We start from the raw sequence: 25,261 nt of genomic DNA on the forward strand, positions 1-25,261 counted from the left end.
AGCAGGGCCACCGGCCGGCGGCCGAGCTGACGGCCCGCCGGCGGCCGGCGCCGTCAGTACCCGCGAGCGCCCGAGCGGGCGGCGCGGGCGACGGCGACCACGGCCCGCTCCAGGGCGTACGCCGGGTCGTCCGAGCCGCCCTTGACGGCGGCGTCCGCCTGGGCGATGGCGGTGAGGGCGGTGGCGACGGCGTCGCCCGTCCAGCCGCGCATCTGCTGGCGGACCCGGTCCACCTTCCAGGGCGGCATCCCCAGCTCACGGGCCAGGTCGGCCGGGCGCATGTTCCGGCCGGTGGTCGCCAGGCGGCCGATGCTGCGGACGCCGGAGGCCAGTGCGTAGGTGATGCCGGTGGGCGGCTGGCCGACGGCCAGCGCCCAGCGCAGCCGTTCCAGCGCCTCGGCGGCCCGCCCGGTCACGGCGAGGTCGGCGACCTCGAAGCCGGTGGCCTCGGCGCGGCCGCTGTAGTAGCGGGCGACGACCGTCTCGTCGATGGTGCCCTCGACGTCGGCGGTCAGCTGGCTGCAGGCCGCCGCGAGCTCGCGCAGATCACCGCCGAGCGCGTCCAGCAACGACTGGCAGGCCTCCTGGGTGGCGGCGCGGCCCAGTGTGCGGAACTCGCCCTTGATGAACGCCAGTCGGTCACCGGCCTTGGTCAGCTTCGCGCACGCGACCTCGCGGCCGCCGGCCTTGCGGCCCGCGTCCAGCAGCCCCTTGCCCTTGGCGCCGCCGGCGTGCACCAGCACCATGATCACCTCTTCGGCCGGGGCCTCGATGTACGCCTTGACCTCCTTGACCGAATCGGCCGGGAGATCCTGCGCGGCCCGGACGACGATGACCTTGCGCTCGGCGAACAGCGAAGGGGTGGTCAGCTCCGCGAGGCTGCCGGGCTGCAGGGCCCCGGGGGCGACATCGCGCACGTCGGTGTCCGGATCGGCCGCGCGGGCGGCGGCGACCACCTGGGCGACCACACGGTCGAGCAGCAGCTCCTCCTGGCCGACCGCGAGGGTCAGCGGGGCGAGCAGGTCGTCGGGTGCACTCTTCCTGGCCATCGCCTACCAGGATCGCACGGGGCACCGACAGCCACGGCCGCCCCCGGGCGCATCCGAGCGGCAGGGTGTCTGGAGAATAGGGCGGTGACCATGAACTTCACCCGCCAACTACTCGTCCTCCCCGACCGCGACACCGCAGAGGAGGCCGCCGAGGAACTCTCCGCCGGCTGGCCCGACCTGGGCCACCTCGAACTCGTCCGGGACTCGCTGGCAGGCGAGGACGACGCGGAGGACGCCCAGTGGCTCGTCGTCCTGGAGGCACCGGAGGACACCGGCTGGGCGCCGGGCCAGCTGACCGCGCTGGACACCTTCGTCACCGGCCACGGCGGCTGGCGCGAGGAGGAGTGAGCCGCTGACCGGCTGTCGGCCGACCCTTGGCCCGCGTACCAGGCCGGACCCTCGCCGATGCGCCGGAGGTGGTGGCCGTCACAGCCGCGGAGAGGCGCACTGGGGTGACCCGACGGCTCGGGACGGCACCTGTCCCGGGCCCGCATCTCCGCTGCCCCACCGGCCCGCGCCGCCGGACTCGCACCCGGTCGCAGCGGCGACCGAGCCGAACGAACGCCCGAGTACGGCGGCGAGCGCCACCATGGTCTCGCCGCCCTCGTACCGGCGGACGATCCAGTTCATCTCGGTGATCGTCAGTGGCCCGAGGCGACCACCCGGACCACGTGGGTACGGCCGTCCATCGTGAACGTCACCTCAAGTGGCCTCGGGCTCCGCTCCTCCAACAGTCGAACGACATTGGCGGGCGCATCGGCCCCGACCAGGAAGCGCTCGTACGCGGAAGCCTGGTCCCACCCGAGCGGAAGCACCCGGATCGACTTCCAGAGCGCCGCGAGCGCATCACACAGCTGCTTGAACGTCGCCGGCTCGGTGACACCTTCGATGGTGACGGTGTACGGCCCGGTGACCGCCCTGCCGACAGCACTCACCCCCGGCTCACCTGCCAGTCGACGAACCCGCCCGGGGCATCGTCCGGCGGGATCAACTCGCCTACCCGATAGTCGGTTTCACGTCCACCACGCAAGGGGCGGGTGGCAACCCGGCCCTTGGACAAGTCCATGATCTCGACCCTGGTGCCGTCGGCGCGGACGGTGACGACTTGGCCGACGGCGGGCTCCCACACGTCAGCGGCCATCGCCTGCCTCCCTCGTGCCTCCAGTTCGCTCACGGCGCCACGCCCTCGGACAACTCACCGGCCGTGGAACCGCTCGGCGTCTCCAACACTGCCAACTCCCCTCTCCGACAATCACTGTCCGCCCTTCAAGAGTCGGCATCCAGCGATAGCCTGAACAGGGACGAGGACCCAACAAACAGCCTGCCAGGAGAGAGGTGCTGATCCATGGTCAGCCCGCGGGACCTAGACCCCTCCGAGTCACCGCAGGCGTTCTACGGGGCGGAAGTCCGCCGGCTGCGTGAGGCGGCCGGGCTCTCCCAGGACCGACTGGGTGAGCTGGTCTTCTGCTCGGGCGCGTACATCGGGCAGATCGAAGCTGCCACCCGCAAGCCCCAGAAGGACCTGTCCATCCGCCTCGACACCGTCCTCCGGACTGATGGGCACTTCAGCCGCCTGTACCCGATGGTCACGCGCACACGCTTCGCCGAATACTTCACGGCTGCTGCCGAGCTGCAAGCCATAGCGCAGACGATCAGCGAATACGCTCCGGCTCTCGTGCCAGGTCTCCTGCAGACCCCCGAGTACGCCCAGGCAGTCTTCCGCGCAGCTCAGCCTCTGCGCTCGGCGACTGACATCGGCGAACGCGTTGCCCTGCGCATGGAGCGGTCACAGATCCTCGACGATCCAACAAGGCCCATGTTTTGGGTCGTCATGGATGAGAGCGTCATCCGGCGGCCGACGGGTGGAGCGGCGGTCATGTGCGGCCAGCTCTCCCGCCTCTCCAACCTGGTGCGCGACAGTCGGATCATCATGCAAGTGCTGCCCTTCAGTGCTGGGGCGCACGCCCTGTTGGAGGGCGCTCTCTGTCTCATGACCTTCGCTGATGCTCCTCCCGCGGCGTACGTCGAAGGCCCGCATGCGGGTCAACTACTTGATGATCCGGCCTTTGTGGCGAAGTGCTTGCTGTCCTACGATCTCGTACGGGCCGTCGCGCTGTCGCCGGAGGCGTCCCTAGCCCTGGTCGAGTCGGTGGCGGAGGAATACGCAGATGAGCATGACTGACCACCAACACCAGCCGGAGCGTTGGCGAAAGAGCACCCACAGCGGCGGCAACGACGGCAACTGCATCGAGATCGCGGACGGCGTCACCGGCATCGTCCCCGTCCGTGACAGCAAGGACCCCGAGGGCCCCGCCCTGGTCTTCCGCGCCGACGCCTTCAGCGCCTTCGTGGCCGGCGTCAAGGCCGGAGAGTTCGGCGCGGTCTGACCCCTGGCCACCTGGGGACCGGTTGCACGGAGGCCTCGCCGTGACCTTCAACGGTGATGAGGCTCACCTGAGTCGGTGCGGCCTGTTCCCATCCTGTCCTGTCCGGGTCTCCCACACCCACTTCGGCGAGCCACTGGATCGGACTCGCGGGACGCCCGGAGTCGCTGCCCGACTGCCGCTGCGCGGGACCGGCCCGGGCCGGGGGTGAGCGGGCGGGGGACGGCCGGTGGGGTGGGCGTTCGGGTGGGTGCTGGTGGGGGTGGACGGCCGCGTGGAGGTGGCTGCGGGTGCCCAGGACCGCGATGTCGCCGGAGCGGTCGGTCCGCAGCACGGTGGCGCCGAGCGCCCGGAGCCGGTCCACGGTGTTCGGTGCCGGATGACCGTAGGAGTTGTCCGCGCCGCAGGAGATCAGGGCCAGCCGGGGGCTCAGGGCACCGGTGGAGTCCCAGTCCTGGTTGGCGGAGCCGTGGTGGGCGACCTTGAGGACGTCCACGCGCGGCAGCGGGCTCCGGGCGCGCAGCTGAGAATGTCAGCAAGACTTGGCACTTTTCAGCTTGAGCTGGCACCGCCTCGTGTGACTGAGCATCTGAGTGTGACTGGAAGTCGGATCAGCTCGGGTGGATGGTCTGTGAATCGGTGTGGTCGGGTAGCCAGGCTGGACAATGATGCTCTGCCAGTCGTGGGGGTGGAGATGTCATAAGGCAAGGTGCTGGCGGCGGCGGTTGCGGTCGATGGGGTCGGGGAGTGTGCGGTGTGGGCGGTCCCATCATCAGCCCCTGTCAGCTTTCGGGACTCGGTAGCGAGCCCGTGTCGTAGCCAGCTCGGACGGTAGTCAAGAGACCTTCCAGAGTCGGACGGTCTTGTCACTCCCGCCGCTGGCTATTGTCTTGCCGTCGGGGCTGAAGGCCACCGAGTTGACGGGATCGGTGTGGTTGGTGAGAGTGGCGACGTTTTCGCGGGTCGCCACCTCCCAGAGCCGGACGGTCTTGTCTATGCCTCCGCTGGCTATTGTCTTGCCGTCGGGGCTGAAGGCCACCGAGTTGACAGGACCGGTGTGGCCGGCGAGAGCAGCGATGCTTTTGCGGGTCGCCACCTCCCACAGTTCGATGGCGCCACCGTTTTCGGATCCGGTGGCCAAAGTCAGTCCGTCTGGACTGAAGGCCACGGAGTGCACCCATGCGGGACCTGGGATGCTAGCGGCAAGTCGTCCAGTCCCTACGTCCCACAGCCGCACGCCGTCCTGTGTGCCCCCGACGGGCTCCAGGCCAGCGGCGAGTGTTTTCCCGTCGGGGCTGAACGACAGTGAGTTGGCGTTCATGTAGATCGTCGGTACTTCCAAGGTGGTCGTCTCGCCAGTCGTGGTATTCCACAGCCAGGCACGGCCTACATTGTCGCCACCAGCCACCAGTTTGCCGTCCCTGCTGAATGCCACTGCTTCTATTACAAGGTTGTTCACCGTTTGATGATAGAGCGGAGGCGCGATGGTCACACTGACGGTCCTGTTGGACACGTCCCACAGCCGTATCCGGCCATCCAAGCCACAGACGACAAGCATGTTTGCATTCGATGGGTTAAACGCGATATCCATCACAGCTGCGCCTTCTGCGGTGAGGTTGACGGGGGCACTTTTGGCTGTGAGATCCCATAGTTGAGTGGTTGCTGTGTCGGATATGCCAGCGGCCAGCAGCTTGCCATCCGGGCTGAATGCCACCTTGCCGACCGGCGCCGCGGCGTTAAGCGTGGCACTCAGGGACGGAAGGCCAGACTTCTGTGCGGGGTTCAGGGACGGATGGTCACGCCTCGATAGCAGAACTATTGAGGGGACGCCGACCGCAGCTGCCAGCCCCCCGAGTAATACAGTACGACGTCTAATTCTGCTTCGCTGCACTGCCTCGCGAAACTCCTTCTGTGGGAACAGACGATCGGGCCCGTCGGTTCCGAGGGTGTGTGGGTCACGGCCATGGTTCGCCGTCGAGGGTTTGGCAGATACGTTTCCGACAGGCGGGCCCGGTGAAGCGGGCTGTGGCTGGCCGGTCGGGCTGGCGTAGGGGTTGTGTGCGAGCCAGATTTTGCCCTCGGCGCCGTATGCCCAGCGTTGCGGGGTCTGAGCGGCGGCGTGGGCTTGGACGTGGGTGTAGGCGTAGTCATAGGCGTCCTCGACCGAGATCAGCCCGTCGTTGTCGCTGTCCGCGCCGCCGGTGCGCAACCCGTTGACCAGACCGGTGGTGAACACCGATCCGGTGATCTCTGCCCCAGGCAAAGCCTGGCCCTCGTAGGAGTACTCCCCGGCACGCGATGCGGTCAGCACCACCCGCCCGCGGCCGTGCCCGACCAGCAGGCGCCACAGTTCACCTTCGCCCTCGCCTTTTCGGCCAGTGGCAGCGAATGCACCGCTGAAGCAACAGTCCAAGATCAGCACCTGACGCCGCGCCCGGCACTCGTCCAACCGCTCGAGCAACCACAGCGACTCGATGCCGGTAGACGACAAATGAGCCTTGTCCGTGTCGGCTGCGGCAAAATACAGCCGACCTCGCGCGTCGCGCACCCCGTGGCAGGACAGGTACACGACCAGCAGATCACCCGTGGCGCGGCCGGAAAGGAAGTCCTCCACCCCCATGCGGATCTCGTGGGCAGACCGGTCGAGCAACGAGGTCACCTCGAACCGACCAAGCCGTGGATCGCCGAGCACTTTGGCAAGGTCCGCCGCGTCGCGCGCGGGAGAACGCAACCGTGCCAGCTGCGCGTCGGCGTAGACCCCCGTAGCGATCACCAAGGCCGACCGGTTCTCGGCCGGGAGTTCAGGCATCAGGAGCGTGCCGAGCCAGCCATGCCTGGATCACGCGCTCCTGCTGCTCACGGCTCGCGCCGGTCAGCTTGAGCACGTCCCCGTCGATACTGAGCTCCACCGTGCGCCCTGCGCGTGTTGCCCACTCATGCACTGCCGTCAGCATCGCCCTGAGGACGTCGAAACTCACCAACCGGGCCAGCAGCGCCCCGGCCGCGCTCCCTAACCCCTTCGAACCTGCCGGCGCATCCCCACCTGCGTCAACATCGATCGAGGCGTCGTCTAACCCTGACAACTCGACTAGCAGCCGGGATGCCCACTCCGCGACTTCGCCGGCGTCCTCGTCGGAGTCCGGAACCACCGCCACCCGTACGTCCACGAGACTGTCCCCCCATCAAAGTCCTTGTCAGCACCGCATCTTAGAGGTGCTGGCAGGACTGTGTGGTGCTCATGTCCTATCCTCCCGCGCGTCGTTGAGTAGATCGTGGGAAAGGGGGCGCCGTGGTGCGCGTCAGCCTTCAGGCGTCGACCCCGGGTCAAGATCAGCACGGTGAGACGCCTCCCCACCCGTGTTGCTGGCCCTGCTCGGTCTGGCCACCCGCAACCAGACAGAGCACAGTGGTCTGTTTGAACACCGCTCGACCGTGGGCTGCAACTTGCCAACTGAAGCGCTCAAGTCCACGGGCTGGCCTGAGTGGGCGCTATCCCGGTGCGGTCGATGATCGGATTCAGGTAGTCCGCGTACTGCTTCAGTGCTTGCATCAGTTGGTCCTCGGCGGGTCTCCTGACGTCGGTCTGGCGAGTTCGCGCGTAGTAGGCGTATAGGCTGGCCCGCCATTTCGGCTGGGCATCGGGATCTTGTTGATCGCCGATCGGCGTCGGGGCTAGGACGTGTTCCCCCTGGGTGACGAGTGTCCAGAGTATGGCGGACGCGATGTGTGCCGTAGCTGGGGATCTCGACCTGGTCCGCGTTCTCGTACTTCTCGGCAACGTACTGGTGGATGAGGCCGACCCTGGCCCTCATGTTGATCTTGGAGCGGTGGAGGGTCTCGGCCCGGACGGCGAGGATGGCCTCGCAGATCTCGGGGGTGATGCTCGGGTGCCCCCGTGTTGCGGGGGTCCAGCGATCGTCGGCGCATCCCATCGAGACGTCAGTCCGTCTCTTGGACTCCCAGCGTGTCAGGGTCCGGTAGCTCACGTGGGCCAGGCCCAGAAGCTTCGCGTGTTCCGGGTCGAGGGCTTGGAGCTCGCGGACCTTCGCTCGGCGCCTCTCGGTGACCTTCGTTCGGTCCGGGTCGTACTCCGGCCGCGGCTCACCCGGTGCTGGGTGTAGTGGGTCGCCGCCGCGATAGCCGGTCTCGACCTCCAGAAGGTGACTTCGGCGAATCCGCAGCAGTTTCCGCTGGTGATCGGTGAGGTCGTCCTCGGTGCGGGGCTGCACAGGCCGGCCCGACGCGGCCGCGACCGTCGGCACTGCGGGTGGTGGGCCAGCATTCGGAACGAGACCGCCTGGCGGACGCCCGTCTTGGAGGTCAGCAGGACCCGGCCGTACTGCGGCTCGACCAGGTCTACCCGCCATTCCTCGTCGTCCAGGATCAGGCATTCCCCGGTGGTCAGTTCCAGGAGACCTCCCGCCTGGCCGCTCACTGAGTGACCTGCCGGGTGCTCGCGGGCCGAATGACGCTGCCGTCGCGAAACGGCGCGGACAGGTCGACGCCCAACTGGCGGTGCCAGAGCAGGTGCAGGACGACCGGTCTGGCCAGGGCCTCGTACTCGTATGTGGCGGCCAGTTCCGCGAACGTGAGGGGCCTTGCCGCGGCCCTCGCCGCTTCGAGTAGCAGGGGCTTCAGGCCGAGCGGGTCCTGCATCGGGCGCCGGCGGGAGTAGAGCAGGTCGACGTTCCTCCAGGCCTGCAGCCTCCACCCGGTGACAACGGCGTAGCCCCATCCCAGCGCGAGAGCGACCTCGGATGTGGCGGCGAACTTCATGAGGTCGTCGTCACTCATTCGGTCCGCAGGCCTGATGCCCACGAGCCACCGGCCGCTGCTGGAGATCGTGAGGAAGTCGGGGATGTGCTTGCGCCACCGGCCCTGACCGTGAAAGCTCAGTTGGAAAGGCTGCGAGAGGAGTTCCTCGCTCTCCCCGACGAAGTCCGCCATCACCACGAACTGATCCTCGCGGTGGGACTCAAATCCGTGCTGACGGCCGGTCATGAGCACCGACTCCAGGCCAGGTCGGTGATGCTGGCGTTGGCGCCAGGTGAATCCGCGCCAGGGGATACAGCCGGCCACAGGAGCGGAGTTCAGCTCAGCGACCGGACCGGTCCGCTCGGCCTTGCCGATCTTCCAGGCTGCTGACCACAGGCTTGACCAGCCAGGATCCAGGTCCAGCATCGTCCGCCCTACGGAGAGGCTCTCCGGGCTGCAGGTCGTCGCCAGGTCCTCCCACCTGCATACGTCGGACCAGAGCAGACTCGTCACCGTGCCTTCGAGTGGGCGGGAGTCCACTGACCTCGATGATCCCGCCATGCTGATCCGTTGCATGCGTACAGGAGTACAGAGGTCGATTTTCCGTGCGAGGTAGATTGATCAAAATGGTGCCAGAAGGCCTGAAAGACCAGTAAGGTGCCAACCTTTATCAAAATCCGGTGCCAGATACTTCTGACAAGGATTGCCGTAGCCCCAGGTCGCTACCTGCCTCTGGTGCCATGTCTCGTTGACATTCTCACTAACCTCGATCTTTCGTGACGGTCCGTCGGTTTCTTCGGCGGGCCGTTTCGGCTTGTCGGGGCGGTGGTAGGCAAGCTGAGGGCCCGGCTGTCGCGTCGGGTGGGCGCCGGGTTCCACGGCTCCGGAGACGTTCGGCTGCTCGTTCGGGTGGGGCGTTGTTGCTGTTCAGCCGGGGTTTGGCAGGGCCTGCAGCCTGGTGAAGGCAGCTGTGATCACGTCGGTCCAGGGCCAGTGGCGAGCAAGGCGGAGGATGCGGCGGCGGCCGGTAGTGACCAGGCGGGCGGCGGCGGAGAACAGCCGCAGCCGCAGGCGTTTGGGTTCCCAGCGGCGGGCGGTGCCGGTCAGGGCGAGCATGGGCATCCAGGCCAGCAGGTCCAAGGCGAGCTGGACGATCTCCAGCCAGACCTGGTTCTGGGCGGTGTCGTGCAGCGGGAGGTTGCGCAGGCCGGTGGCGCGGGCGGCGCGGATGCGGTCCTCGGCGCGGGCGCGCTGGCGGTGCCGCAGTTCCAGACGCGCGATCGCGGTGCCGGTGGTGTTGGTGGCGAAGCAGGTCAGGCGCATGCCGTCGGCGTCGGTGAACCTCAGCTGAGCTCCGGGGTGCGGCCGTTCCTTGCGCACGATCAGCCGCATCCCCTGCGGCCAGCCCTTCAGGACGTCGCCGGCCAGTTCGGCCACCCAGGCACCGTCGCGGATCCGGCCGTCGGGTTCGACCGCGGGTGTCCAAGCCGAGGCAGGAACGCACAGGGCAGCGTGATGGACGGCCTCGGTGATCGTCATCCCGACCGAGTAGGACAGCCACCGGCCCCGCGCAGTCAGCCAGTTCACGAAATCGTGGGTGCCACCGGCGGAGTCGGTGCGGATCAGGGTCCGCCGTCCGCGCCGGTGCCGTTTCGGCAACTGGGCCAGCGCCAGGCGGGTCGTGGTGATGTGGTCGGCCGCGGTGTTGCTGCCGGCGTTGCCCGGCCGCAGCAGCCCGGCCACCGGCTCCCCGGACCCGGCCGCTCCGTGGTCGACGAACGCGACCAGCGGATGGTGCCCGAAGGTCCGCTTCCAGGTCGCCGCGGCGTCCTGCTTGTCGGAGTGCGCCAGGACCAGCACGCCGTCGAGGTCCACAACCACCTGACCACCGGCGTCGGGGGCATCGGGGCCAGCCAACTTCCACACCCGCTCGCGGACTTCGGCCCTCGCCCGGCGGATCGCCGTCAGGGCGCGGGGGCCGGCGGTGGCCAGGGTGTCGACCAGCCTGGAGACGGTGGGATCGGAGGCCACCGGCCCGAACACCTGCGGCTCGGCCCGCAGCATCGCCACATCCGACAGGAAGTCCCCGCCCAGTGCCACCGCCAGGGCGAGGTCCAGGAGGATCTTGCCCGGATCGTGCACCACCCGCGGCTTGCGCCACGGCATCAACGCCGCCGATATCGCCGTATCCAGCCCGGTCTTGCGGACCGTTTCCACCAGCAGCACCCCACCGGCCTGCGAGACCAACCCGTCCCCATCGCCCTGGACGCGGACAGGCGGATACGACCCGATACGCTTGTTCACCTGGAGAGTGCTTCTTTCCTTGCAGCCAACAGGACCCTAGACAAGTCCCATCGTTGCAGGTCAGCAGCACTCTCCGTTTATTTGATCAAGACCCGGACAGGCGCGCTCGTGAAAGCGCGAGGCTAGGCCAAGTGGGTGACCTGCGCCCCCGGTAAGCGGAGGTCACCCACAGCCGCTCGCGAGCACGGAAACCCGCCCTGACCTGCACGTTCTCCGGTGGGGCAGCCCATAGGGGCCGATGAGCACCGCTTTATCGGAGCGGGGGTCGTCCGCACGTGGGAAATGGGTTACATGTCTCCCGACCTGCGGCTTTGTGAATCGAAGCCCGCTTTACTCTCAACGAGAGGGAATCCGGGGCCACGCGCCGCGCGCCTCGAATATCTGCTTTGCCCCGAAAAAATGTCCGTTTTGGAGCCCCCTGTCGGGTTCGAACCGACGACCCCCGCTTTACAAGAGCGGTGCTCTGGCCAACTGAGCTAAGGAGGCGCGGTAGCCGTCCGCGGCGGACCACGGCGGCACCAGGGGGCAGTCTACCGGGCGGGGGCGGGGTGGTGTCTGCAGATATCCGGGAGAGGCGCGGCCGGTCGCGGTGGGGAGCGGGGGCGGGTGGAGGTGGGTGGCCGGTATGGGTGGAGTGTCCGGGTTGTGATCGGACCGATGCCGAATTCGGTGGTCTGCGGGGCTGGCACCTGGGCGGACGGGCGGGTAGCGTCGCCGGGAGTTGGCTCGTTGAGTGGTTCAGACCACTCGTCCGGCGGGCCGGCCGATACAGCGACAATCCACCCTTTACTCGGATCGTCCGGCACGTTCCTGCCGGTGAAGGAGAGCAGAGCCATGGCTTCTGTCACGTTCGACAAGGCGACCCGCCTCTACCCCGGCGGCACCAAGCCCGCTGTGGACGCCCTTGAGCTGCACGTCGAGGACGGCGAGTTCCTCGTCCTGGTCGGCCCCTCGGGCTGCGGCAAGTCGACCAGCCTGCGCATGCTGGCGGGCCTGGAGGACGTCAACGGCGGCGCCATCCGGATCGGTGACCGCGATGTCACCCACCTGCCGCCGAAGGACCGGGACATCGCGATGGTGTTCCAGAACTACGCGCTCTACCCGCACATGACCGTCGCGGACAACATGGGCTTCGCGCTGAAGATCGCGGGCGTCAACAAGGCCGAGATCCGCAAGAAGGTCGAAGAGGCCGCGAAGATCCTCGACCTCACCGAGTACCTGGACCGCAAGCCGAAGGCGCTCTCCGGCGGTCAGCGCCAGCGGGTCGCGATGGGCCGTGCGATCGTCCGCGAGCCGCAGGTCTTCCTGATGGACGAGCCGCTCTCCAACCTGGACGCCAAGCTCCGGGTCTCCACCCGTACCCAGATCGCGGGCCTCCAGCGCCGCCTGGGCATCACCACCGTGTACGTCACCCACGACCAGGTCGAGGCCATGACCATGGGCGACCGGGTCGCGGTGCTGAAGGACGGCCTGCTGCAGCAGGTCGACAGCCCCCGGAACATGTACGACCGCCCGGCCAACCTCTTCGTGGCCGGCTTCATCGGCTCGCCCGCGATGAACCTGGTCGAGGTCCCGCTGGTCGACGGCGGGGTGAAGTTCGGCGGCTCGGTCATCAACATCGACCGCGAGCAGCTGGCCGGCGCCGGTTCCGACAAGACCGTCACCGTCGGCATCCGCCCGGAGCACTTCGAGATCGTCCCGGCGGGCGGCATCGAGGGCGTCGCCGTCACCGTCAACGTGGTCGAGGAGCTCGGCGCGGACGGCTTCGTCTACGGCACCACCAAGATCGGCGGCGAGGACAAGGACATCGTCGTGCGCGTGCACGGCCGGCAGATCCCGCGCCGTGGCGAGTCCATCCACGTGATCCCGACCGGCGGCGAGGCCCACGTCTTCTCGACCACCACGGGTGCCCGCCTGAGCGCCTGACGCAGACTCGGACACCAGGACCTGCGATCAGAGCCTGAGATCAGGACCTGACGCCGAGCCCGGACGCCAAATCCGCCGGCGGGACGACAAGTCGACAAAAGAGCGGCAAGACACGGCAAGACAGCTGAAGGGCCCCACCGGACAGCCTCCGGTGGGGCCCTTCAGTACCCTCGGCGTCAACCTGGCGACGGGACGAACCGGGACACGACTCACTCATTGGTGTAACGGAGTGCGTTCCAACCCCCACCCAGCGCTACGCTCCTGAGCGTGAACCAGCTCGTACGCCGCATCGGCCAGACCGTTGCCCTCACCCTGCCCGTGATCCTGGTGACCACCGGCACCCTCGCTGTCACCCGCGTCCCCTGGGCGCCGCCGACCAGCCTCGACCAGCAGGTGGTCGCGGCGGCGAGCGGCGACGGGACCATCGGCCGCACCGGCACGACCCCCAACACCCAGGGTCTCGCCCCCCAGGACGCGCTGCGCGTCGACCTGATGGACGAGCTGCGCGACCACAACCCGGGCACCGCACTCGACCTGTTGGAGCGCACGATGCGCGAACAGCCCTCGCTGACGCCCTACTGCAGCTCGCTCGCCGCCGACCTCGGCCGGGCCGCCGTCCGCAAGTACCAGGGCGACACCCAGCGGGCCCGTTCGTTCGCCCGCCCGGTCTGCGACGGCTCGTTCGCGGCGGGCGTCGTGGGCTGACGGCTCCTGCCCTGACAGCCGGCCGGAACCGGCCGGTCGGCCCCGGAGCGACGCACGCCGGAGCACCGCACGCCGAAGCACCGGGGCCGACCGGTCGGCTGCGGAGCGCCGCCCCCTGCGGCAGACCTCACGGAGGCCCGCCACGCCCGGAGTACGCCGCCCCCGAGGTGGCGCGATCAGCCGGGGTCCGCGACCTCCGGACCCTATTGTTCTCGCTATGACCGACGACTCCGCGCACCCCAGCCACAGTCCGATCGCCCCCGCCGTCACGCAGGCGGTCATCCTGGCCGGCGGGCAGGGCTCCCGGCTGCGCCCGTACACCGACGACCGGCCGAAGCCGCTGGTCGAGATCCCGGGTACCGGGACGCCGATCGTCGCTCACCAACTGGCCTGGCTCGCCGAAGAGGGCGTCACGGATGCCGTGATCTCCTGCGGCCATCTGGCCGAGGTGCTGCAGGACTGGCTCGACCGGGCCGATCTCCCGCTCAACGTGCGCACGGTGGTCGAGACCGAGCCGCTGGGCCGTGGCGGCGGGCTGAAGTACGCCTCGCAGGCCCTGCCCCGCCCGGACGAGAGCTGGTACGCCACCAACGGCGACGTCTGGACCCGTTTCAGCCTCCGCGACATGGCCGCCTTCCACCACGAGCGCGACGCGGTCGCCACGCTCGCGCTGGCCCGCCCCCGGATCCCGTGGGGCGCGGTGGAGACCGACCAGTTCGGCAACGTGCTGGACTTCATCGAGTCCCCGCCCTCGCCGTTCCTGATCAACGCGGGCCTGTACGTCTTCGGCCCGGACTTCCGGGAGCTGCTCCCCGACGTCGGCGACCACGAGCGCACCACCTTCCCGCAGCTCGCCCGCAACAGGCAGCTGGCGGGCTACCAGCTCCCCCAGGGGTGCTACTGGCGGGCCATCGACACCGCGAAGGACCTCAGCGAGGCCGCCAAGGAACTGGCCTCCGGCGCGGGCCGCGCACCCGTCGCATAACGGCTCCTCCGACGGCCGCAGAGCCAACTGCCCGCAGAGCCAACTGCAGAGTCGGCCGCAGAACCGACCCCGGAGTCTGCCCCCACCACGCCGGACGCCGCCCACCGCCCGACGGACCGCCGCCTCACGCCCGAAACGCGACAGGGCCCCCCTTCCTCCCGAGCTCACCGGCTCCGAAGGAAGAGGAACCCTGCAACTGCACGAACCCAACAACTCCTTGACGTCACGTCAGATCGTCGCGGCGGCGCCCTTCGGCCGGCCGCCGTCGCGGTCCATGCCCAGGGCGGGGGTCGGCAGGCCCAACAGCGGGGCGCTGCCGAGCACTCCGCCGATCAGGCCGGGGCTGCCGCCCGAACTCGGCTGCTTCGGCGCGCTGCTGCCCGAACCGCTGCTGCCGCTGTGGCCGCCGGATCCGCTGCCCGTGTCCGAGCCTCCCGACGAGGAGGAGGTGCCGGAGGTGCTGCCCGAGGTGCCCCGGTCCGACTTGGACGAGTGCGGCTTCGCGGTCTTGCCGGACGACGACGAGGGTGACGGCGAGGCGCTCGGCGAAGGTGAGGGCGACGGCGAGGCCGGGGCGCTGGGTGACGGCGAGGTGCTCGGGGCCGTCGACGGCGAGGCGCCGTTGGCGGGCCAGAGCGGCGAGCCGAAGTCGCTGGGCGACTTGACCGGGCCGGTGTGCGTACGGCCTCCCGTACGGACGGCCGCGCCCAGCATCGAGCCGAGCAGCATGGTCAGGCCCACCACCACGGCGGTGACCACCGAACCCCGGCGCAGCACCCGGCGCCGGACGGCGGCGGGGGCACCGGGTCCGTACCTGCGCCACGCCTCCAGGGCGATCCGGCCGTCCAGCGAGCCGAACGGCGCGCCGGCGATCAGCAACGGGCTCCACGCCGCCAGGAAGATCAGGTCGGGAGTGTCGTAGACCGGGACGGTCCGCCAGCTGACGGTGAACAGCAGCGCGGCGGAGAGGGTCATCACCGCGGCCGCCGCGAACCGCTGCCAGAGTCCGAGGATCGACAGTACGCCGACCACGACCTGGGTGAAGGCGACGCCGAGCCCGGCGCCGACCGGGTGTGCCATGGCGAAGTCGAGCAGCGGCTGCGCGACCCGCCAGGGGTGCAGCGAGCCGAGCCAGCGCATCATCGATCCGCGGTCGCCGCCGTCGAAGTACACCGGGTCGCAGAGCTTGCTGAACCCGGCGTAGACCGAGAGCGCGCCGAGGACCACCCGCAGCGGGAGCAGCACCAGGCCCAGGTCGACCTTGCGGCCCGGGTACCAGGCGTGCTTCGAGTCGCCGGCCGCCGTGCCCGACACCTCGGGCAGTTCGCCCTTCGGCGTCCAGCCCTTGGCGGCGGGACGCGAGGCCTCCGGCGAGCCGGGCTGCCGGGGCACGGCCTGGCCGTAGGCGGGCATCTGCTGGGTGTCCTGCGCCGCCAGTGCGGCGTTCGCCGCGACCGCGGCACCGGAGCCGCCTCCCCCGCCGATGCCGGCCCGGGTACTCGTACCGGGCGCACCCGCCGGGGCCGGCACGGTGTTGAGGCGGACGGCTTCGAGCAGCTGGGTGGCCGCCAGGTCGCCCGGCTCGGCCTGCCCGGACCAGGTGACGGTGGTGAGCCGGGCCTTCCGCCGCGGGGTGCTCCCCGCGAGGGCGGATCCCGGCGGGGTCGCCCCCAGCACGGCCGATCCGGCCAGCGCGCCCGGCAGCATCCCGGGCCGGGCCCCCACGCCGGCCAGCGCGGGGAGCTGGGTGCTGTCCACCACGAGCTGCGGGGTGAGCAGCGGCCGTCCGGCGAAGCCCTGCATGCCGTACGGGTCCCCGAAGGCGGCACCGGCCGGGGCACCGATCAGCGGGGCCACCGGGGCGGCGAGTCTGATCCGGAAGCTGGCCTGGGTGCTGCTGAGCTTGGCCGGGTCGGACGGCACCTTGATCGTGTTGAGGCCGGGGTCGGAGTCTATCCCCGCCGTGCCGCCCTGCCCGGGGCGCCGAGGTGTTCTGGTGTCCACACCCGTCTAACCGGGTGACGGCCGGTTAGGACACTCTCCCGGGTGGAATCTTGGCGGGCATTGAAGTGATCATGAGCAAACCGATCGGACCTGAGCAGGCCCGATCGGTTCACCCCCACAACTGACGACTTCAGCCGGTCTTGGCGCGCAGGCGCGCGGCCTCGTACAGGACGATGCCCGCGGCCACACCGGCGTTCAGTGACTCCGTGGCACCCGGCATCGGGATCCGCACCCGGAGGTCACAGGTCTCCGCGACGAGCCGCGAGAGGCCCTTGCCCTCGGAGCCCGCGACGATGACGACCGGACCGGCCAGCGCCTCCAGGTCACCGATCTCGGCCTCACCGTCGGCGGCCAGGCCGACCACGGTCAGACCGGCCTTCTTGTACGCCTCCAGCGCGCGGGTCAGGTTGGTGGCCCGGGCGACGGGGAGGCGCGCGGCGGCACCGGAGGAGGTCTTCCAGGCACCGGCGGTCATACCGGCCGCGCGGCGCTCGGGGATGACCACGCCGTGCGCGCCGAAGGCGGCGGCGGAGCGGACCACGGCGCCGAGGTTGCGGGAGTCGGTGACGCCGTCCAGCGCGATGACGAGCGCGTCCTCGCCGTTCTCGGCGGCGTCCGCCAGCAGGTCGTCCGGGTGCGCGTACTCGTACGGCGGGACCTGGAGCACCAGGCCCTGGTGGTTCATCTGGCCGGTCATGTTGTCCAGCTGGGGGCGCGGGGCCTCCATCAGCGGGATGCCGCGCTCGTTGGCGGCCTGCAGGGCCTCGCGCACACGGTCGTCGGTCTCGATGAACTGCTGGACGTAGAGCGCGGTGGCGGGCACGCCGCCGCGGATCGCCTCGACCACCGAGTTGCGGCCGAACACCAGCTCGGCCGCACCGGCGCCGCCACGGCCGCCACGGCCGCCGCCGCCGCTGCGGCGCATACCGGCCCGCGACTTCGCGTCCATCTCGCGCTTGACGGCGGCGTTGGCCGCGCGCTGCTTGACGTGCCCCTTGCGGGCGGAGGCGGGCGGGGTCGGGCCCTTGCCCTGGATCGCCTTCCGGCTGTGGCCGCCGGTCCCGACAGTCGCGCCCTTCTTCGATCCGGGGTTGCGACGGTTCCTGCGTGCGCTGTTGCCGGCCATGGCTGTACTTCCTGTCTGTCCGTCACACCCGGCCGCAAGTCGGCCCGGCGTGCTGCGTCATGCGGGAGGGCCGCACCGCGGTCCGGTACGGCCCACCCTCACCCCTCATCACAAGGGATTACTGATTGTCGATCGTCCAGCGCGGGCCGGACGGGGTGTCCTCGATCGCCAGCCCGGCCAGGCCGAGCTGGTCGCGGATGGCATCCGCGGTGGTGAAGTCCTTGCGGGCCCGCGCCGCCTGCCGCTGCTCCAGGACCAGCTGGACGAGGGAGTCGACCACGCCGTGGAGGTCCTCGCCACGGGTGGTACCGGCCCAGTGTTCGTCGAGCGGGTCGATACCCAGCACTCCGAGCATCGCACGGACCTCGGCCAGACGCGCTACCGCGTTCTCCTTGTCGTCCGCCGTCAGCGCGCTGTTGCCCTGCCGGACGGCGGTGTGCACGACCGCCAGCGCCTGCGGCACGGCGAGGTCGTCGTCCATCGCCTCGGCGAAGGCGAGCGGCACCTCGGGCGCCGCGTCCACCGGCCCGCAGCGTTCCACGACCCGCTGGATGAAGCCCTCGATCCGGGCGAACCCGGTCTCGGCCTCGCGGATCGACTCCTCGCTGTACTCGATCATCGAGCGGTAGTGCGGCCCGGCGAGGTAGTAGCGGAGCACGATCGGACGCCAGCGCTGGAGCATCTCCGAGATCAGCACCGAGTTGCCGAGCGACTTGCTCATCTTCTCGCCGCTCATGGTGACCCAGGCGTTGTGCACCCAGAAGTTGGCGAACCCGTCGCCGAACGCCTTGGACTGCGCGATCTCGTTCTCGTGGTGCGGGAAGATCAGGTCCAGCCCGCCGCCGTGGATGTCGAACGCGCTGCCCAGGTACTTGTGCGCCATCGCCGAGCACTCCAGGTGCCAGCCCGGACGCCCGCGCCCCCAGGGGGTCTCCCAGCTGGGCTCACCCTCCTTGGAGCGCTTCCACATCGCGAAGTCACGCGGGTCCCGCTTGCCGGTCTCGCCCGTGCTCTCGGGCTGCTGGAGGTTCTCCAACTTCTGGTTCGAGAGCGCGAGGTACCCGGGGTAGGTGGTGACGGCGAAGTAGACGTTGCCCTCGGACTCGTACGCGTGCCCCTTCTCGATGAGCGTGCGCATCATCTCGATCATCTCGGGGACGTGTCCGGTCGCGCGGGGCTCCACGGACGGCGGGCGGCAGCCGAGCGCCTCGTAGCCGTCGTTGAAGGCACGCTCGTTGGCGTACGCGATCTGCCACCACGGGATACCGAGGTCGCGCTCCTTCTGGATCACCTTGTCGTCGATGTCGGTGACGTTGCGGACGAAGGTGACCTGGTAGCCGCGGTAGCCGAACCATCGGCTCATCACGTCGAAGTTGAGGTTGGACCGGATGTGTCCGATGTGCGGTGCCGCCTGGACGGTCGCGCCACACAGGTACATCGAGACACAACCCGGTACAAGCGGGACGAACTCGCGTACCTGGCGGGTGCTGGTGTCGTACAGGCGAAGGCTCACAGCGTCAAGCGTAGTGGGCACGGGGGGGTGCCCCGCCACCTTTGGTGCATTCCGGGGCGGGGCTGTGACCTCCGTCGGGCCCGCGGTGTGCGGCGACACCGCCGAACGGACCCGTCAGATGCTGCCGACGACCTTGCGCGGGGTGACCCGGACCACGACCCGGGTGTCGTCCGGACCGTCGTTCTCGTAGTCCTTGCCGAGGTACTTCCGGGAGAGCTCGTCGATCAGTTCGCGGCCGCCCTCCCGGGTCATCGCGGCCTCGCCGCGCACCTCGAAGTAGGTGTACGGCGAGTCCGGCGGGTTGACCAGCACGGTCACCCGGGGGTCCTTGAGCAGGTTGAGGTGCTTGCGGCGGCCCTCGACGGTGGAGAACAGCACGTCGTCGCCGTCACGCTTCGCCCAGACCACGGAAGCCTGCGGGCTGCCGTCGGGCTGAAGGGTGACGACCACGGCGAAGCTCTTCCCGTCGAGCAGCGCCTTCGCGTTGTCGGAGAGTTGTGCGGCCATACGGCGGGCCCTCTTCTCGTACGTCCGGCACCGGCGGGCCGGGCAATCGTCAGATGGCTCCCAAGCTAACCGCTCCCGTCCCGCCCCGCGCGGATGGACACCCGGCCGGAGGGGAGCGGTCCGAACCCGTCCCGCCGCCTCGTACGGGCGGGCTACGGGCGCTCGTACACGAGTGCGGTGGCGAGTGCGGCCAGGCCCTCCGCCCGGCCGGTCAGGCCCAGGCCGTCGGTGGTGGTGCCGGAGACCGAGACCGGCGCGCCGACGGCGGCGGAGAGCACCGCCTGAGCCTCGGCGCGGCGCTTGCCGACCTTGGGACGCACCCCGATCACCTGAACGGAGACGTTTCCGATCTCGAAACCCGCCTCGCGGACGATCCGGGCCGCCTCGCCGAGCAGCGTCGCACCGGACGCCCCGGACCACTCGGGCCGGGCCGTCCCGAAGTGCGCGCCCAGATCGCCGACGCCGGCCGCCGAGAACAGCGCGTCGCAGGCGGCGTGCGCCACCACGTCGGCGTCCGAGTGCCCGGCCAGCCCGAACTCCGAGTCCGGCCAGTGCAGCCCGGCCACCCAGAGCGGACGCCCGGCCTCGAAGGCGTGCACGTCGGTGCCGATGCCGATCCTCGGGACCAGCACCGGAACCAGCACCGGCGCCGGCGGCGGCTCGGCCGGGGTGCCGCTCGGGATCTCGTTCGGGATCTCGTTCGGGATGTCAGAAGCCATCGGAAGCCCTCCTGCGGGCGAGTACGGCCTCGGCGAGCACGAGGTCGAGGGGACGGGTCACCTTGAACGCCTCTTCGTGGCCGGGTACCACGACCACCTGGCCGCCGAACCGCTCGACCAGGCCCGCGTCGTCGGTGACCGGCGGCAGCGCGCCCTCGGCCTGCCCGGCTGACGCCTCCTCGGCCAGCGCCTTCTCGTGCACCTCGCAGAGCACGGCACGACGGAAGCCCTGCGGGGTCTGCACGGCGCGCAGGGTGGCCCGTTCCGGCGTCTCCACCACCGGCTCCGGCCGGCCCCCGGCCTGCGGCACGACCCGCTTCACGGTGTCGGCGAGCGGCACGGCGGGCACCACGGCATCGGCGCCGGACCGGACGGCCGCCACCACGGCGTCCACCACGTCGACCGGGACGAGCGGCCGGGCCGCGTCGTGCACCAGGACGATCTCCACCTCGGCCGGGATCGCCGCCAGGCCCAGGCGCACCGACTCCTGCCGGGTCGCCCCGCCCGCCACCACCCGGATGTCCTTGCCGTCGAGCCCGTGGCTGTCGAGCAGCGCGCCGACCTCCGGCACGCCCTCCGGCGGTGCGGCGACCACCACCAGGCCGACCGCCCGGCTGCGCGCCAGCGCCCGGACGGCGTGCACCAACAGGGGTACCCCGCCGAGTTCGCGCAGGGCCTTCGGGGCGCCGGGCCCCAGCCGCTCACCCCGACCGGCGGCGGGTACGACGGCTGCTGCGACTGCTGCTGTGGCGTTCAGGTTTCGCTCCTTCGGCGAAGTGGGTATGGCCATGGCGTGCACGACGGTGCACAGCACGGGCCCCTTCCAAGCGCAAGCCCGTGTGCCTCGGTCCACGGAAGTCCCCGGGCGTCAGCCCGTGGACGGTGGACCACCGTGGGCATCAGTACCGTTCTGCGGGTACCGACGGGCCGGGGGCATGATCCTCCCACCGACCGGCCCGCACAGGCGTACCGGACGCGGACATGCCGGTGTACCGGGCGCGGACATGCCGAAGCGCCCGGAGTGACGACCCGCCACCCGGCCACTGACGTGACCGTGGTGACGCACCGACACCGGGCGCCTTGACATGCACTGTGGAACTCGACATGCCTGGTGGCATGCGGGACCGATCGTCGAGACCCGGACCTAGGAGGCCAGCACCTCGTCGAGCAGCGTCTCCGCCTTGTCCTCGTTGGTGTTCTCGGCCAGCGCGAGCTCGCTGACCAGGATCTGCCGAGCCTTCGCGAGCATCCGCTTCTCGCCGGCCGACAGCCCGCGCTCGCGCTCGCGGCGCCAGAGATCGCGCACAACCTCGGCGACCTTGATAACGTCACCCGAAGCGAGCTTCTCGAGGTTCGCCTTGTAGCGGCGGGACCAGTTGGTCGGCTCTTCGGTGTACGGTGCACGCAGCACCTCGAAGACCCGGTCCAGACCCTCCTGGCCGACTACGTCACGCACGCCGACGAACTCTGCGTTCTCGGCGGGCACGCGCAGTGTCAAGTCTCCCTGCTGCACCTTCAGCACCAGGTAGGTCTTGTCCACACCTTTGATCTGGCGAATTTCGATGGCCTCGATCAGCGCGGCCCCGTGATGGGGGTAGACCACCGTGTCGCCAACCTTGAACGTCATGTGACAGGACCCCTTCCGTGGCTTTCCAGAATAACACGCTTTTCGGCGTACCCGAAGGGCGTTTTCGCAGGTCAGGGCGGGTCTCGGGGCTTGACAACCACCCCCATGACGTGCTGCGACCGGTGTTCGACGAAGGCTTCCCGCAGGTGGGAGGTGGTACAGGCACCTGACGAAACCTGTGGCAACACCGGCGAAACCATGATTTGATCTTGGGTTTTTTGCTTATCGCGCGCCGTGGCCCGATCGCGGTTTCGATCGCGGTTCGATCCGGCCGCGCACCGGCCGCGCACCGGCCGGAGGCGGACGGGATGCGCAGCGGAGACGGACCGGGGAGGGACCGGAGACGGACCCGCGGCACGGACCCCTGACGCGGGCCCGGCACGCACCCGGCGACGCACCCGGCGACGGGCCCGGCGGTGGACCGGGCGGCACCCTCGTGGGACGGCCGGCGAACACTGGGTACGCGACACGGGCCCACCCCGTGAGAACCGGATAAGGGCGGTCGGTAACCTGAGCCGTGACTACCCGACACGTGATCCAAGGAGAAGCCGCCGCCGTGAGCCGCAGCCTTCGACGCGGCGCCATCGCCGCCCTCGTCCTCGCAGCGATCGTCCCGCTGTCCGCCTGCGCGGCCGGGAACACCCCCGACACCCTTGAGGTGAAGCCGGACAACGCTTCCACCTCCATCGGGAACACCCTCAAGCTGAACAACATCGTGGTGGTGACCCCGGCCGACTCGGTTGCCCTGGCGTCCGGCCCCGCGAACCTCTCGGTCAACATCAGCAACAGCAGCTCGGCCCCCGAGGCGCTGCAGTCCGTCACCGTCGGGCAGGGCGCCACCGCGAGCTTCACCGACGCCAAGGGCGCCGCGGTGACCGAGATCGTGATCCCGGCCGGCGGCTCCGTGCTGCTCGGCGGCGAGGGCCAGCCCGCCGCGCACCTCAGCTCGGTGGCCCTCACGGTCGGCGGCTTCACGCCCACCACCTTCTCCTTCGGCAACGCCGGCAAGGTGACCACCCAGGCGCAGGTCACCCCGGCCAAGGGCCAGTACGCGGCCTTCGGCCCGGCGGCCCCGCTGGCGTCGGCCTCGCCGTCCGCAGCGATCCTGCCGACCGGTGCGGCCTCCGGTGCGGCCTCCGCCCCGGCGACGGGCGCGGCCACGGCCTCCGGTGCGGCCTCCGCTCCGGCCACCGGCGCGGCGACGGTTCCGACCACGCCCGGCGCTCCGGCCAGCCCGAGCTCCAGCGCGCACTGACCCCGGCGCCCGGCAGGACCGGGCGCGGCCGGGCGGTACCGAGTACGACGCACAGCGGAGGGCCCCTGCCGGTTCTGCCCGGCAGGGGCCCTCCGCTGTGTCGCTCTCCCGGTTTACGGCTCGAACTTGTAGCCGAGGCCACGCACCGTGACGAGGTACCGGGGCGCGCCCGGGTCGGGCTCGATCTTCGCCCGCAGGCGCTTCACGTGGACGTCCAGGGTCTTGGTGTCACCGACGTAGTCGGCGCCCCAGACCCGGTCGATCAGCTGCATCCGGGTGAGCACCCGGCCGGCGTTGCGGAGCAGCATCTCCAGCAGGTCGAACTCCTTCAGCGGCAGGTCGACCTTGGCGCCGTCCACCGTCACGACGTGCCGGTCGACGTCCATCCGGACCGGACCGGCCTCCAGCGCGCCGGGACCGCCGCCGTCCGTACCGCCGCCGCCGTCCTCGCCGCGGCGGCGCAGCACCGCGCGGATCCGGGCGACCAGCTCACGGGTGGAGTAGGGCTTGGTGACGTAGTCGTCCGCCCCTATCTCCAGGCCGACGACCTTGTCGATCTCGCTGTCCTTGGCCGTCACCATGATCACCGGGACGTTGGAGCGGACGCGCAGCTGGCGGCAGACCTCGGTACCCGGCAGGCCGGGCAGCATCAGGTCCAGCAGTACCAGGTCAGCGCCGTTGCGTTCGAACTGCTCCAGCGCGTCGGGTCCGGTGGCGGCGATGGCCACCTCGAATCCCTCCTTGCGGAGCATGTACGAGAGAGCGTCGCTGAACGACTCCTCGTCCTCGACCACCAGTACTCGGGTCACGTGCGGGCCTCCGGGGCAGGAAGGGGGTGGGTAGTGGTGTGGTGTGTGGCTGAGCGGTGACGCTCGGACGGCTCGGGTGCCGGGGCCTGCCCGGCGGGGAGCCGTACGGTGAAGGTGGAGCCCTGGCCCTCGACGCTCCAGACCGACACCGTGCCGCCGTGCGAGGCGGCCACGTGTTTGACGATCGAGAGGCCTAGACCAGTTCCCCCGGTCGCGCGGGACCGGGCCGGGTCGACGCGGTAGAAGCGCTCGAAGATGCGCTCGCGGTCCCGCTCCGAGATGCCGATGCCCTGGTCCGTGACCGAGATCTCGATCAGCTCGCCGTCGGCCTCGCCGAGGGCGGCCGCGCTGGAGATCCGCCGGGTGGCGATGGCCACCCGGGTACGCGGCGGACTGTAGTTGACCGCGTTCTCGACCAGGTTGCCCAGCGCGGCGGCCAGCTGGCCGCGGTTGCCGTGCAGGTAGAGGCCGCCGATGCCGCCGGACGCGATGTGGATCTGCTTGGCGGCGGCCGGCTGGCGGCAGCGGTCGATCGCCTCGGCGATCAGCTCGTCGACCGGGACGGGCTCCGGATCCATCAGCAGCTGGTCGTCCTGGACCCGGGAGAGGTCGATGATCTCCTGCACCAGACTGGCCAGCCTGGTCGCCTCGATCTGCATCCGCCCGGCGAACCGCTGGACGGCCTCCGGGTCGTCGGAGGCGTCGGCGACCGCCTCGGACAGCAGCGAGAGCGCGCCGACCGGAGTCTTCAGCTCGTGGCTGACGTTGGCCACGAAGTCACGGCGGACGGCCTCGATCCGGCGGCGCTCGGTGAGGTCCTCGACCAGCACCAGCACCAGCCGGGAGCCGAGCGGAGCGACGCGTACCGAGACCGCGAGCGGCTCGGCGGCGCGGGCGGCGCCCGGGCGGGGCACCTCCAGCTCGACCTGGCGGATCTCGCCGTCGCGGCGGGTGGCGCGGGCCAGCGAGAGCATCTGCTCCACTGCCATCGCACCACCTCTGACCAGCCCCATCGCGTACGCTGCGGAGCTGGCCTTCACGACCTCGTCGGCCTCGCCGAGGACGATCGCGCAGGAGCGCAGCACCGAGAGCACGGTGTCCACGCCGGGTGGGAGCGGAGGCTCCTGCACTGCTACGGCACTGGCACTGGCCTTGAGACCACTGCTGTTCTTGGGGTTCTTGCCGTTCTTCCCGCCGTTGATGCCCCTGGCCTGCTCGCGCTCACTCCAGCGGAAAGCGATGGCGGCCGTGAGACCGACGCCGAGCCCGGCTATGGCGCAGGCAGCGGCGGCGGCCACATTCACGTCCATGTGGCCAGCGTAAGCGCATGGCGGGCGTCGGCCCCCAGGGTGCGATCAAGGGATCGGCCGCACGTTGCCGAGAATTCACCTTCAGGCTTCCGGTGGTTCACCACAGGGGTCGTGCGTGGTCGCCCGGACGGCCCACTGTGGATTGCGCAGCCCGTGTGGGCAGTGGCGGGACTACGATTCGCGCCACCAGCAGCGGCCGTCCGGGCCGGAGCGCGCGGGAAGTCCCGCACGCAGGGCTCGGAGGAGCCGGTCGGCACCGCCACCGACACAGCTACTGAGGAGA

At 70.1% G+C, this 25,261-nt stretch carries 24 protein-coding genes and 1 tRNA gene; 7 read left to right on the forward strand and 18 right to left on the reverse strand.

What is annotated here, in order from left to right:
• Positions 1-53: 53 nt before the first annotated feature.
• Positions 54-1,049, reverse strand: coding sequence for a DNA polymerase III subunit delta (gene holA / locus ABD330_RS08720; RefSeq protein WP_344462590.1), 996 nt, complete (start codon positions 1,047-1,049; stop codon positions 54-56).
• Positions 1,050-1,139: 90 nt separating this feature from the next.
• On the opposite strand from holA, the gene ABD330_RS08725 reads away from it, so the two are divergent.
• The gene (locus tag ABD330_RS08725; RefSeq protein WP_344462710.1) at positions 1,140-1,397 is read left to right on the forward strand and encodes a hypothetical protein; all 258 of its coding nucleotides are present in this window, start codon (positions 1,140-1,142) and stop codon (positions 1,395-1,397) included.
• A gap of 78 nt (positions 1,398-1,475) precedes the next feature.
• Here the strand turns inward: ABD330_RS08725 and ABD330_RS08730 are convergent, their stop codons facing one another.
• From ABD330_RS08730 to ABD330_RS08740, 3 genes are read right to left on the reverse strand one after another with little or no spacing between them, the layout of a single operon-like run.
• A complete protein-coding gene (locus ABD330_RS08730) occupies positions 1,476-1,679 on the reverse strand; it encodes a hypothetical protein (protein WP_344462592.1) in 204 nt (67 codons plus the stop codon).
• An 11-nt stretch (positions 1,680-1,690) separates the two neighbouring features.
• Entirely contained in the window at positions 1,691-1,984 is a 294-nt protein-coding gene (locus ABD330_RS08735) for a hypothetical protein (protein ID WP_344462594.1), read from the reverse strand.
• Complete coding sequence (locus ABD330_RS08740) at positions 1,981-2,190, reverse strand: hypothetical protein (RefSeq protein ID WP_344462596.1); 210 nt, start codon at positions 2,188-2,190, stop codon at positions 1,981-1,983. Before ABD330_RS08740 ends, ABD330_RS08735 begins: the two co-directional genes overlap by 4 nt.
• A gap of 204 nt (positions 2,191-2,394) precedes the next feature.
• On the opposite strand from ABD330_RS08740, the gene ABD330_RS08745 reads away from it, so the two are divergent.
• Together ABD330_RS08745 and ABD330_RS08750 are read left to right on the forward strand one after the other, a co-directional pair.
• Complete coding sequence (locus tag ABD330_RS08745) at positions 2,395-3,231, forward strand: helix-turn-helix domain-containing protein (RefSeq protein ID WP_344462598.1); 837 nt, start codon at positions 2,395-2,397, stop codon at positions 3,229-3,231.
• Positions 3,224-3,436, forward strand: coding sequence for a DUF397 domain-containing protein (locus tag ABD330_RS08750; protein ID WP_344462600.1), 213 nt, complete (start codon positions 3,224-3,226; stop codon positions 3,434-3,436). Before ABD330_RS08745 ends, ABD330_RS08750 begins: the two co-directional genes overlap by 8 nt.
• An 832-nt stretch (positions 3,437-4,268) precedes the next feature.
• Here ABD330_RS08750 and ABD330_RS08760 read toward each other — a convergent pair.
• The 5 genes from ABD330_RS08760 to ABD330_RS08780 form a co-directional block, all read right to left on the reverse strand.
• The gene (locus ABD330_RS08760) at positions 4,269-6,242 is read right to left on the reverse strand and encodes a caspase, EACC1-associated type (protein ID WP_344462602.1); all 1,974 of its coding nucleotides are present in this window, start codon (positions 6,240-6,242) and stop codon (positions 4,269-4,271) included.
• Positions 6,235-6,600 (reverse strand): hypothetical protein, encoded by a 366-nt coding sequence (locus ABD330_RS08765; protein WP_344462604.1) that lies wholly within the window; start codon positions 6,598-6,600, stop codon positions 6,235-6,237. The genes ABD330_RS08760 and ABD330_RS08765 overlap by 8 nt, the downstream gene beginning before the upstream one ends.
• Before the next feature lie 1,264 nt (positions 6,601-7,864).
• Positions 7,865-8,614 (reverse strand): TnsA-like heteromeric transposase endonuclease subunit, encoded by a 750-nt coding sequence (locus ABD330_RS08770; protein WP_344462606.1) that lies wholly within the window; start codon positions 8,612-8,614, stop codon positions 7,865-7,867.
• A 501-nt stretch (positions 8,615-9,115) separates the two neighbouring features.
• Positions 9,116-10,492 carry an IS1380 family transposase gene (locus ABD330_RS08775; protein WP_344462608.1) on the reverse strand — a complete coding sequence of 459 codons (1,377 nt, stop codon included), beginning with the start codon at positions 10,490-10,492 and terminating at the stop codon, positions 9,116-9,118.
• 409 nt (positions 10,493-10,901) lie between these two features.
• A tRNA-Thr gene (locus ABD330_RS08780) sits at positions 10,902-10,978 on the reverse strand.
• Between the two features lie 348 nt (positions 10,979-11,326).
• Between ABD330_RS08780 and ABD330_RS08785 the strand changes: the two genes are divergently transcribed.
• The 3 genes from ABD330_RS08785 (at position 11,327) to ABD330_RS08795 (ending at position 14,108) form a co-directional block, all read left to right on the forward strand.
• The gene (locus ABD330_RS08785; RefSeq protein WP_344462610.1) at positions 11,327-12,418 is read left to right on the forward strand and encodes an ABC transporter ATP-binding protein; all 1,092 of its coding nucleotides are present in this window, start codon (positions 11,327-11,329) and stop codon (positions 12,416-12,418) included.
• Between the two features lie 267 nt (positions 12,419-12,685).
• On the forward strand, positions 12,686-13,123 hold the full coding sequence (locus tag ABD330_RS08790) for a hypothetical protein (protein WP_344462612.1): 438 nt from the start codon (positions 12,686-12,688) through the stop codon (positions 13,121-13,123).
• 217 nt (positions 13,124-13,340) lie between these two features.
• Positions 13,341-14,108: a nucleotidyltransferase family protein gene (locus ABD330_RS08795; protein ID WP_344462614.1), complete on the forward strand. Its 768-nt coding sequence runs from the start codon at positions 13,341-13,343 to the stop codon at positions 14,106-14,108.
• A gap of 228 nt (positions 14,109-14,336) precedes the next feature.
• Here ABD330_RS08795 and ABD330_RS08800 read toward each other — a convergent pair whose 3' ends face one another.
• From ABD330_RS08800 to ABD330_RS08830, 7 genes are all read right to left on the reverse strand, one after another.
• Positions 14,337-16,112, reverse strand: a complete 1,776-nt coding sequence (locus ABD330_RS08800; RefSeq protein WP_344462616.1) for a DoxX family membrane protein — start codon at positions 16,110-16,112, stop codon at positions 14,337-14,339.
• Positions 16,113-16,242: 130 nt separating this feature from the next.
• On the reverse strand, positions 16,243-17,238 hold the full coding sequence (gene rlmB / locus ABD330_RS08805) for a 23S rRNA (guanosine(2251)-2'-O)-methyltransferase RlmB (protein ID WP_344462618.1): 996 nt from the start codon (positions 17,236-17,238) through the stop codon (positions 16,243-16,245).
• A 118-nt stretch (positions 17,239-17,356) separates the two neighbouring features.
• Positions 17,357-18,751: a cysteine--tRNA ligase gene (gene cysS / locus ABD330_RS08810; protein ID WP_344462620.1), complete on the reverse strand. Its 1,395-nt coding sequence runs from the start codon at positions 18,749-18,751 to the stop codon at positions 17,357-17,359.
• A 114-nt stretch (positions 18,752-18,865) separates the two neighbouring features.
• Positions 18,866-19,258 carry a PPOX class F420-dependent oxidoreductase gene (locus tag ABD330_RS08815; protein WP_344462621.1) on the reverse strand — a complete coding sequence of 131 codons (393 nt, stop codon included), beginning with the start codon at positions 19,256-19,258 and terminating at the stop codon, positions 18,866-18,868.
• A 152-nt stretch (positions 19,259-19,410) separates the two neighbouring features.
• On the reverse strand, positions 19,411-19,977 hold the full coding sequence (ispF, locus tag ABD330_RS08820; RefSeq protein WP_425555481.1) for a 2-C-methyl-D-erythritol 2,4-cyclodiphosphate synthase: 567 nt from the start codon (positions 19,975-19,977) through the stop codon (positions 19,411-19,413).
• Positions 19,967-20,767 (reverse strand): 2-C-methyl-D-erythritol 4-phosphate cytidylyltransferase, encoded by an 801-nt coding sequence (gene ispD, locus ABD330_RS08825; protein ID WP_344462623.1) that lies wholly within the window; start codon positions 20,765-20,767, stop codon positions 19,967-19,969. Before ispD ends, ispF begins: the two co-directional genes overlap by 11 nt.
• A 354-nt stretch (positions 20,768-21,121) precedes the next feature.
• Positions 21,122-21,604, reverse strand: coding sequence for a CarD family transcriptional regulator (locus tag ABD330_RS08830; protein WP_030244332.1), 483 nt, complete (start codon positions 21,602-21,604; stop codon positions 21,122-21,124).
• A 556-nt stretch (positions 21,605-22,160) separates the two neighbouring features.
• Between ABD330_RS08830 and ABD330_RS08835 the strand changes: the two genes are divergently transcribed.
• The gene (locus tag ABD330_RS08835; protein WP_344462625.1) at positions 22,161-22,859 is read left to right on the forward strand and encodes a DUF461 domain-containing protein; all 699 of its coding nucleotides are present in this window, start codon (positions 22,161-22,163) and stop codon (positions 22,857-22,859) included.
• A 113-nt stretch (positions 22,860-22,972) separates the two neighbouring features.
• On the opposite strand, the gene phoP is transcribed toward ABD330_RS08835, so the two are convergent.
• Together phoP and ABD330_RS08845 are read right to left on the reverse strand one after the other, a co-directional pair.
• On the reverse strand, positions 22,973-23,668 hold the full coding sequence (gene phoP / locus ABD330_RS08840; RefSeq protein ID WP_344462627.1) for a two-component system response regulator PhoP: 696 nt from the start codon (positions 23,666-23,668) through the stop codon (positions 22,973-22,975).
• Positions 23,665-24,978, reverse strand: coding sequence for a sensor histidine kinase (locus ABD330_RS08845; RefSeq protein WP_344462629.1), 1,314 nt, complete (start codon positions 24,976-24,978; stop codon positions 23,665-23,667). Before ABD330_RS08845 ends, phoP begins: the two co-directional genes overlap by 4 nt.
• Between the last annotated feature and the right edge of the window lie 283 nt (positions 24,979-25,261).

This window comes from Kitasatospora kazusensis, assembly GCF_039529945.1.
GTDB lineage: Bacteria > Actinomycetota > Actinomycetes > Streptomycetales > Streptomycetaceae > Kitasatospora > Kitasatospora kazusensis.

Bases quoted from the DNA above. Each gene is read 5' to 3' on its own strand.
- ispD (WP_344462623.1), bottom strand. From the start codon at position 20,767: ATGGCCATACCCACTTCGCCGAAGGAGCGAAACCTGAACGCCACAGCA.
- rlmB (WP_344462618.1), bottom strand. From the start codon at position 17,238: ATGGCCGGCAACAGCGCACGCAGGAACCGTCGCAACCCCGGATCGAAG.
- ABD330_RS08785 (WP_344462610.1), top strand. From the start codon at position 11,327: ATGGCTTCTGTCACGTTCGACAAGGCGACCCGCCTCTACCCCGGCGGC.
- ABD330_RS08725 (WP_344462710.1), top strand. From the start codon at position 1,140: ATGAACTTCACCCGCCAACTACTCGTCCTCCCCGACCGCGACACCGCA.
- ABD330_RS08815 (WP_344462621.1), bottom strand. From the start codon at position 19,258: ATGGCCGCACAACTCTCCGACAACGCGAAGGCGCTGCTCGACGGGAAG.
- ispF (WP_425555481.1), bottom strand. From the start codon at position 19,977: ATGGCTTCTGACATCCCGAACGAGATCCCGAACGAGATCCCGAGCGGC.
- ABD330_RS08740 (WP_344462596.1), bottom strand. From the start codon at position 2,190: ATGGCCGCTGACGTGTGGGAGCCCGCCGTCGGCCAAGTCGTCACCGTC.
- holA (WP_344462590.1), bottom strand. From the start codon at position 1,049: ATGGCCAGGAAGAGTGCACCCGACGACCTGCTCGCCCCGCTGACCCTC.
- ABD330_RS08745 (WP_344462598.1), top strand. From the start codon at position 2,395: ATGGTCAGCCCGCGGGACCTAGACCCCTCCGAGTCACCGCAGGCGTTC.
- ABD330_RS08770 (WP_344462606.1), bottom strand. From the start codon at position 8,614: ATGCTGGACCTGGATCCTGGCTGGTCAAGCCTGTGGTCAGCAGCCTGG.
- ABD330_RS08760 (WP_344462602.1), bottom strand. From the start codon at position 6,242: ATGCCTGAACTCCCGGCCGAGAACCGGTCGGCCTTGGTGATCGCTACG.
- ABD330_RS08830 (WP_030244332.1), bottom strand. From the start codon at position 21,604: ATGACGTTCAAGGTTGGCGACACGGTGGTCTACCCCCATCACGGGGCC.
- ABD330_RS08845 (WP_344462629.1), bottom strand. From the start codon at position 24,978: ATGGACGTGAATGTGGCCGCCGCCGCTGCCTGCGCCATAGCCGGGCTC.
- ABD330_RS08730 (WP_344462592.1), bottom strand. From the start codon at position 1,679: ATGAACTGGATCGTCCGCCGGTACGAGGGCGGCGAGACCATGGTGGCG.
- ABD330_RS08795 (WP_344462614.1), top strand. From the start codon at position 13,341: ATGACCGACGACTCCGCGCACCCCAGCCACAGTCCGATCGCCCCCGCC.
- ABD330_RS08750 (WP_344462600.1), top strand. From the start codon at position 3,224: ATGACTGACCACCAACACCAGCCGGAGCGTTGGCGAAAGAGCACCCAC.